This window comes from Clostridium sp., assembly GCF_021443865.1.
Taxonomy (GTDB): domain Bacteria; phylum Bacillota; class Clostridia; order Clostridiales; family Clostridiaceae; genus Clostridium.
On record NZ_JABUTB010000065.1, the window covers coordinates 15,978 to 23,669 of the forward strand.

At 29.2% G+C, this 7,692-nt stretch carries 8 protein-coding genes; all 8 read left to right on the forward strand.

Annotated features, from left to right (window positions below; genetic code table 11):
• The first annotated feature begins 17 nt into the window (after nt 1-17).
• The 8 genes from HUJ77_RS11580 to HUJ77_RS11615 all read left to right on the forward strand — a co-directional run bounded on the left by HUJ77_RS11580 (nt 18) and on the right by HUJ77_RS11615 (nt 7,548).
• Nucleotides 18-797 (forward strand): serine hydrolase, encoded by a 780-nt coding sequence (locus HUJ77_RS11580; RefSeq protein ID WP_291708791.1) that lies wholly within the window; start codon nt 18-20, stop codon nt 795-797.
• 167 nt (nt 798-964) lie between these two features.
• A complete protein-coding gene (locus HUJ77_RS11585; RefSeq protein ID WP_291708793.1) occupies nt 965-2,149 on the forward strand; it encodes a LysM peptidoglycan-binding domain-containing protein in 1,185 nt (394 codons plus the stop codon).
• Nucleotides 2,150-2,406: 257 nt separating this feature from the next.
• Nucleotides 2,407-3,327, forward strand: coding sequence for an aspartate carbamoyltransferase (pyrB, locus tag HUJ77_RS11590; RefSeq protein WP_291708795.1), 921 nt, complete (start codon nt 2,407-2,409; stop codon nt 3,325-3,327).
• Nucleotides 3,328-3,759: an aspartate carbamoyltransferase regulatory subunit gene (locus tag HUJ77_RS11595; protein WP_291708797.1), complete on the forward strand. Its 432-nt coding sequence runs from the start codon at nt 3,328-3,330 to the stop codon at nt 3,757-3,759.
• A gap of 16 nt (nt 3,760-3,775) precedes the next feature.
• Complete coding sequence (locus HUJ77_RS11600; protein WP_291708799.1) at nt 3,776-4,990, forward strand: dihydroorotase; 1,215 nt, start codon at nt 3,776-3,778, stop codon at nt 4,988-4,990.
• Between the two features lie 9 nt (nt 4,991-4,999).
• Nucleotides 5,000-5,875, forward strand: coding sequence for an orotidine-5'-phosphate decarboxylase (pyrF, locus tag HUJ77_RS11605; RefSeq protein ID WP_291708801.1), 876 nt, complete (start codon nt 5,000-5,002; stop codon nt 5,873-5,875).
• Nucleotides 5,876-5,890: 15 nt separating this feature from the next.
• The gene (locus HUJ77_RS11610; protein ID WP_291708804.1) at nt 5,891-6,628 is read left to right on the forward strand and encodes a dihydroorotate dehydrogenase electron transfer subunit; all 738 of its coding nucleotides are present in this window, start codon (nt 5,891-5,893) and stop codon (nt 6,626-6,628) included.
• Between the two features lie 20 nt (nt 6,629-6,648).
• Complete coding sequence (locus HUJ77_RS11615; protein WP_291708806.1) at nt 6,649-7,548, forward strand: dihydroorotate dehydrogenase; 900 nt, start codon at nt 6,649-6,651, stop codon at nt 7,546-7,548.
• The last annotated feature ends 144 nt before the right edge of the window (nt 7,549-7,692 follow it).

Consider the following 7,692-nt stretch of genomic DNA (forward strand, 5'->3'; position numbering starts at 1 on the left):
AGAAGCTGGAGGGTATTATGAAAGAGATAAAGAAATATTTAGAATCAAGAATTGGAACATATGGATTTTTTTTCGAAGATTTGAAGAGTGGTTATATTTATGGTTACAATGAAAACGTTCAGATGACGGCAGCAGGTTGTATGAAGTTGCCTATAGCAGTATCTTTAATAAAAGCAGAAGAAGATAAGAAACTAGATTTCTTAGATAAAATTAAAATTGATAGTAAAGATAAAGTATATGGAACAGGAATAATTCATGAGTTTAATGAGAGAGAATATACTGTTTTTGAATTATTAGTTGCAATGCTAATTCAAAGTGATAATACTGCAGCTAATAAAATAATAGATATACTTGGAATGGAAAACATTAATAATGATATAAAAAGTATGGGATTAAAAAACACTGTTTTAAATAGAAAGACTACTGATGAGAGAAATTCAAAGGATGAAGTTGAGAATATGACTTCTGCTTATGATTTAGCTCAAATTTGGAAACATTTATATAACGGAACATTTTTAACTAAAGAAGATAGTCAAATGCTAATTGATATATTAACTAGACAACAAATTAAAAATAAATTAGCTTTATATATTCCAGATGATTTAAAATATGAAATTTCAAGTAAAACTGGAGATAAAACTGGAGTAGAAAATGATACCGAGTTAATAAGATTACCAAAAGGAAGTTTCTCTTTTACAGTTTTATCAATGGGAATACCTAATAGTGTATATGGAACAGTTACACTTGCCAAATGTGGTAAAATGATGTGGGATGAAGTAATGAATAATTGGCATTAAAAAAATAAATAGTAAGTGAATTATGCAGAGTATCAACGTTGTTGATACTCTTTTTGTATTTAAATAAACTAAATAATTTAATAACATAATGTTTAAATATTAATATAATAAGTAGTAAGAGGAAATATAGCAAAAGATAAAGATATTTAATAGAGGTGAGATATAAAGTGAGTAAAACATTTGGGATAGATGTAAGTACTTGGCAAGGAAACTTTAATTTTAAGCAAGCTACTGATGAAGGTGTTAAATTTGCTATAATTAGAGGTGCTTACAATAGAATGAAAGACAATAGATTTGAAGAATATTATAGAAATGCTAGAGCAGTTGGTTTTAAAATAGGTGTGTATCAATATAGTATGGCTACTACAGTAGAAGAAGCTATAGCAGAAGCAAAGTTTTTAGAAGAAAATGTATTAAAGAATAAAAAATTTGAACTCCCTATTTATTTTGATGTAGAAGATAGTGTTCAAAAAAATCTTAGTAAAAATCAAGTTTCAAATTTAACAAAGGCTTGGCTAGATTATCTTGAGGGCAGAGGATACTTTGTAGGGGTTTATTCAAGTAAGTCATTTCTTGAAAGCTATCTAAACGAGGATATAAGAACAGATTATTCTATATGGGTTGCACAATGGGCTACTGAATGTACCTATAAGGGACCTTATGGAATGTGGCAATTTGGTGGAGAAACAAATTTAATTAGAACTAATAGAGTTGCTGGCGTAGTTTGTGACCAAAACTATATGATAGTAGATTATCCTTCCATAATAATTAAAAAGGGTATGAATGGATATGGCAGCCCTAACAACGGAGATGATAAGGGCAGTGATAGTGCTCCGAGTGTTCCTAAGGAAAATCCAAAAGATACTACAGGAGATGTTACTAAAGTTAATTATGTAGTAAAAGAAGGGGATACCCTATCTTCAATAGCTGTTAAATATGGAACAACCTATGAATCTATAGCAAAATTAAATGGAATAAATAATCCTAATTTAATATATCCAGGACAAGTATTAAAGATAGAAGCAGCAAAAAAAGATGCTTCAAATGGCGAAGCTATTTATTATACTGTAAAAGATGGAGATAATCTTTCTTCAATAGCAGCAAAATATGGAGTCAGTTATCAAACGTTAGCAAGTATTAATGGAATAAGTAATCCCAATTTAATATATCCAGGACAAGTTTTATTAATAAGTGGAGATAATAAATCTAAGATTTATTATACTGTAAGACCAGGAGATACCCTTTCTAGTATAGCTACAGCTCATGGAGTAAGCTATCAGTCTATAGCTAATTTAAATAATATAAGTAATCCCAATTTAATATATCCAGGAGAAGTATTAAGAATAATATAATAGTAAATATGGAATAGAGCTGAGAATTTAGCTCTATTCTTACATATAACTACTTTCTTGACAAGGAGTAGTATAAGTGTTATTCTATTGGAAAAGATAACCTTTAAGTTGATCCAGAGAGATTAAAAAGGGAGATGAACAGTATTTTAAATACGTATGTTTACTATGTCTTCCTTTATTATAAGGAAGTTTTTTTTATGGGAAAAAATAGAAATACCTTTAAATTTAACACAGAGATGTTAACAAGGAGTGATAGTATGAAAAATAAACATTTAATTGATTCAATGGATTTCTCTAAAAAGGAATTATATGAAATCTTTAATTTAGCACATCAAATTATATCAAATCCTAAAGAATATTCTCATATTTGTCATGGGAAGATATTAGCTACACTATTTTATGAACCAAGTACTAGAACCAGATTTAGTTTTGAAGCAGCTATGATGAAGCTTGGTGGGAAAATATTAGGTTTTTCTGAGCCCAATTCAACATCAACAGCAAAGGGAGAAACTTTAGCAGATACTATTACTATGGTATCTATCTATTCAGATATAATAGCAATGAGGCATCCTATGGAAGGATCAGCAAAACTTGCTAGCATGTATTCAAAAGTTCCAATAATTAATGCTGGTGACGGAGGTCATCAACATCCAACTCAAACCTTAACAGATCTTTTAACTATTCAAACCCTAAAGAATGGTCTAGAAAATCACACTATAGGAATATGCGGTGATCTTAAAAATGGGAGAACTGTACATTCATTAATAAAAGCAATGTCTAGATATAGTGGAACTAGATTTATATTGATTTCACCTAAGGAATTATCTTTACCAGCCTATATAAGAGAGGAAATACTATTAAAAAATAATATTAATTTTAAAGAAGTTGAAAAATTAGAGGATGTAATTAGTGAATTAGACATTCTTTATATGACTAGAATCCAAAAAGAAAGATTCTTTAATGAAGAAGAATACTTAAGGCTTAAAGATAGCTATATATTAAATACAGAAAAGATGAAACTTGCAAAGGATGATATGATAATTCTTCATCCATTACCAAGGGTAAATGAAATAGACATAGAAGTAGATAAGGATATTAGAGCTTGCTATTTTAAGCAAGCAGAATTTGGAATGTATGTAAGAATGGCATTAATTGCAAAGCTTTTGGGGGTGGTATAGATGCTAGAAATAACTACTATAAAGGATGGTTTAGTAATTGATCATATAAAAGCAGGTGTTGGAATTAAAATATTTAATTATTTAAATTTAGATAAGGTAAATAGCCAAGTAGCTTTAATAATGAATGTTAAAAGTGAAAAGATGGGTAAGAAGGATATAATAAAAATTGAAAATTCTTCAGAAATTGATTATACAGTTATTACTTTATTATCTCCTCACTTAACTATTAATGAAATAATGGATGGAGAGATATGTAAAAAAATAAAGCCTAAGTTACCTAAAGAGGTAGTAAATATAATAAAGTGTAATAATCCAAGATGTATAACTACTGTAGAAAATTATCTTCCTAATACATTTACAATAATTAATGAAACCAAAGGAACTTATAAGTGTGATTATTGCGATAATATAATAAAACTATCTGATTTATAATAGAAGAGGTGAAATTATGGATTTATTGATTAAAAATGCTAGGATTGTTGATTGTTCTCAAGATTTTATTGGGGATATTTATATAGAAAAAGGATTAATTAAAGAAATAGGATTAATTAAAGAAATAGGATTAAATATTAAAATAGATAATGTAGAAACTATTGATGCAAATGGACTTGTAGTAATGCCTTCATTTATAGATACACATGCTCATTTTAGAGAGCCTGGACTAACCTATAAGGAAGATATAGAAACAGGGGCAAGAGCTGCATTAAGAGGAGGCTATACAGGAGTTTGTTTAATGGCAAACACTCAACCTATATGTTCTAACAAAGAAGTTTTAGAGAAGGTAAGAAATAGAGAAAAAGAGTTAAGATTAATTGACTTACATCAGTGTGTATCAGTTACCAATGGATTTAATGGAAAAGACTTAACTCACTTAAATGAGTTTATAGGGGATGAAAAGCTTAAAGCAATTTCAGATGATGGTGTTGGTGTTATGAGTTCTGAAGTGATGTTTCAAGCTATGAAAAAAACAAAGGAAAACAATTGGATTATAATGTCTCATGCTGAAGATAGAGGTTTTTCAGATATAGACATGAGAATGGCAGAAAATATAATGACATTAAGAGATATATATCTAGCTAAAGAAACAGGAGCTAGACTTCATATGTGTCATGTTAGTACTAAAGAGGCTATTGGATATATTGAAGAGGCAAAGAAAAACTTTAAAAATATTACTTGTGAGGTTACACCACATCATATAGCGTTAACAAAGGATATAAATAATTATAGAGTAAATCCTCCTATAAGAGAAAAAGAAGATGTAAACTCTATAATTGAAGCTATTAAAAAGGGGGTAGTAGATTGTATAGGTACAGATCATGCACCTCATACAAAAGAAGATAAAGAAAAGGGTTCACCAGGAATGGTTGGTTTAGAAACTGCTTTTCCAATATGCTATACAAAATTAGTAAGGTCTGGTGAAATAACTTTAAATAAATTAAGTGAAATAATGTCTAAGAATGGCGCTAATATTTTAGGGATGAATAAAGGTATAATTAGTCCTGGAAGAGATGGAGATTTAGTACTTCTAGATATAAATAAGAAGATAATAGTGAATTCAAAGGAATTTTATTCAAAAGCACAAAATACGCCTTTTGAAGGTATGGAATTTTATGGACAAGTTGAAATTACTATAAAATCAGGAAAAGTTCTTTATAAAAGATAGGGGGATAATATGAGAAGTTTTATAATAGATAAGTTATTTAATAGAGTAAAAGATAGAGGAGTAGTATGCTTAGGATTAGATACTGCATTAGAATATATTCCTAATCATCTTTTTGAAGGAAGAAACGAAACAGAAGCATTAGTTGAATTTAATAAACAAATAATAAATGCTACTAAAGATGTAGTAGCTTGCTTTAAAGTTCAAATAGCTTATTATGAAGCTTTAGGTATAAAAGGTTTAATAGCATATAAAGAAACTTTAGATTATTTAAGAAAAAATGATGCTATAGTAATAGCTGATATAAAAAGAGGGGATATTGCTGCAACAGCAAAGCAATATGCAAAAGCTCACTTTGAAGGAGATTTTGAAGCGGATTTTATAACCTTAAGTCCATATATGGGAATGGATAGTATAGAACCATATATGACATATATAGAAAAAGGAAATAAGGGGATTTTTTCACTAGTTAGAACATCTAATCCTGGTGCAGAAGATATAGAAATGATTGATACTAAAGATGGAAGAGCTGTTTATAAAGTTGTTGGTGATAAACTATCTGAAATAGGAAATCAAATTATAGGTGAATGTGGTTATTCAAATATAGGTGGAGTAATAGGATGTACACATATTGAAGAGGCTATTGAAATAAGAAATAGATATAAAAATATGTTTTTCTTAATACCTGGATATGGTGCTCAAGGAGGAAAGGCAGAGGATGTGGCCTTGTATTTAAATAATGGTAATGGAGGAGTTGTAAACTCTTCAAGAGCAATACTTTTAGCATATAAAAAGCAAGAAGGAAGAGAAAAAGAGTTTGCATTATGTGCAAGAGAAGAAGTTATTAAAATGCGAGATGATATTAGAAGTGCAGTAGAAAGACTATAGGAGGAAACTAAAAAGATGGGTTATACTAAATCAAAAATTATATTAAATGAGGAAATAGTTCCTGGAATATATAAAATGGTAGTAGAAGATTATAATTCTGTAAGGCCAGGACAGTTTTATATGTTAAAACTAGAAGGGGAAACTTTATTACCAAGGCCTGTAAGTATTTGTGAAAAAAATGAAGATACTATAATATTCTTATATGCTGTAGTAGGTAAAGGAACTAAAGAATATACAAAATTAAAAGAGGGAGATTATATAAATCTTATTGGACCCTTAGGAAATGGATTTAATGTAAATGATAATTTAGGAAGAGTAGCTTTAGTTTCAGGGGGAATTGGTACTGCACCAATGCTAGAAGTAGCAAAAAAATTAAGAGAATATAATAATGCTTCAGAATTAGATTTATATGCAGGATTTAGAGATGATATTTATTTAGTAGAGGATATTAATAAATATACTGACAATACCTACATAAGCACTAATAGTGGTAAGTATGGTCATAAAGGATTTATAACGGATATTCTAAAAGTAGAAAATTATGATACAGTACTTTGTTGTGGGCCAGAAATAATGATGAAAAAAGTAGTAGATATGTGTAAGGATAAGAATGTGAAAATATATGTATCTATGGAAAAACATATGGCTTGTGGAGTAGGAGCATGTTTAGTATGCACTTGTAAAACAAAAGAGGGAAATAAAAGAACCTGCAAAGATGGCCCAGTTTTTGATGGCTATTATGTAGAGCTTTAAAATCAAAGGAGGAAGTTTTAATGTTAAAGGTAAATATAAATGGAGTGGAATTTAAAAATCCAATAATAGCAGCTTCAGGAACCTTTGGATTTGGAGCAGAGTATAATAACTTTTATGATGTAGGTATCTTAGGAGGAATATCTTCAAAAGGATTAACATTAAATCCTAGAGAAGGTAATGAAGGCATTAGAGTATATGAAACTCCATCAGGAATGATGAATTCAGTTGGACTTCAAAATCCAGGAATAGATAGATTTATATCTGAAGAATTGCCAATGATGAAGAAACTAGGAACAAACATAATTGCAAATGTTGGCGGTGGATGTATGGAAGACTATGAAGAAGCTATTGAAAGGTTAATAGGTACAGATATAGATATGATTGAGCTTAATATATCTTGTCCTAATGTTAAATCAGGAGGAATGGCCTTTGGAATAAAATCAAATGTGGCATATGATGTAGTATCAAAGATAAAGAGAATTTCTGATAAGCCTCTAATGGTTAAACTTTCTCCTAATGCAGAAGATATTGTTAAAATGGCAGTTAGCTGTGAAGAAGCAGGAGCTGATTCAATATCCTTGATAAATACATTAAAAGGATTTGCAATAGATCCATATAAGAGAAAAGCTATATTTAATAATGGTTATGCAGGACTTTCAGGACCAGCAATAAAGCCAATTGCATTAAGAATGGTTCATGAAGTTTCTAAGGCAGTAGATATTCCTGTTATAGGAATGGGCGGGATATCAAATGGTTTAGATGCAATTGAGTTTATTATGGCAGGAGCAACTGCAATACAAATAGGAACTATTAATTTTATAAATCCATTAGCAGGAAAAGATATAATTTCAGAAATAGAAGGATTTTGTATAGAACAAGGTATTAAAGATATAAATGAAATAATAGGATGCATAAAATAAAAATTAATAAGGTTGTAAGACTATATTTAAGGAGTCTTACAACCTTTTTTTATATAAGTGAATTATTTAAGAGTAAAAAGGTATACAATATATACGTTTTTTTCGAAATATTCTATAAATTCTTATATAAATTCTTATATAAAT

Bases quoted from the DNA above. Each gene is read 5' to 3' on its own strand.
- HUJ77_RS11580 (WP_291708791.1), top strand. From the start codon at position 18: ATGAAAGAGATAAAGAAATATTTAGAATCAAGAATTGGAACATATGGA.
- pyrB (WP_291708795.1), top strand. From the start codon at position 2,407: ATGAAAAATAAACATTTAATTGATTCAATGGATTTCTCTAAAAAGGAA.
- HUJ77_RS11595 (WP_291708797.1), top strand. From the start codon at position 3,328: ATGCTAGAAATAACTACTATAAAGGATGGTTTAGTAATTGATCATATA.
- HUJ77_RS11600 (WP_291708799.1), top strand. From the start codon at position 3,776: ATGGATTTATTGATTAAAAATGCTAGGATTGTTGATTGTTCTCAAGAT.
- pyrF (WP_291708801.1), top strand. From the start codon at position 5,000: ATGAGAAGTTTTATAATAGATAAGTTATTTAATAGAGTAAAAGATAGA.
- HUJ77_RS11610 (WP_291708804.1), top strand. From the start codon at position 5,891: ATGGGTTATACTAAATCAAAAATTATATTAAATGAGGAAATAGTTCCT.
- HUJ77_RS11615 (WP_291708806.1), top strand. From the start codon at position 6,649: ATGTTAAAGGTAAATATAAATGGAGTGGAATTTAAAAATCCAATAATA.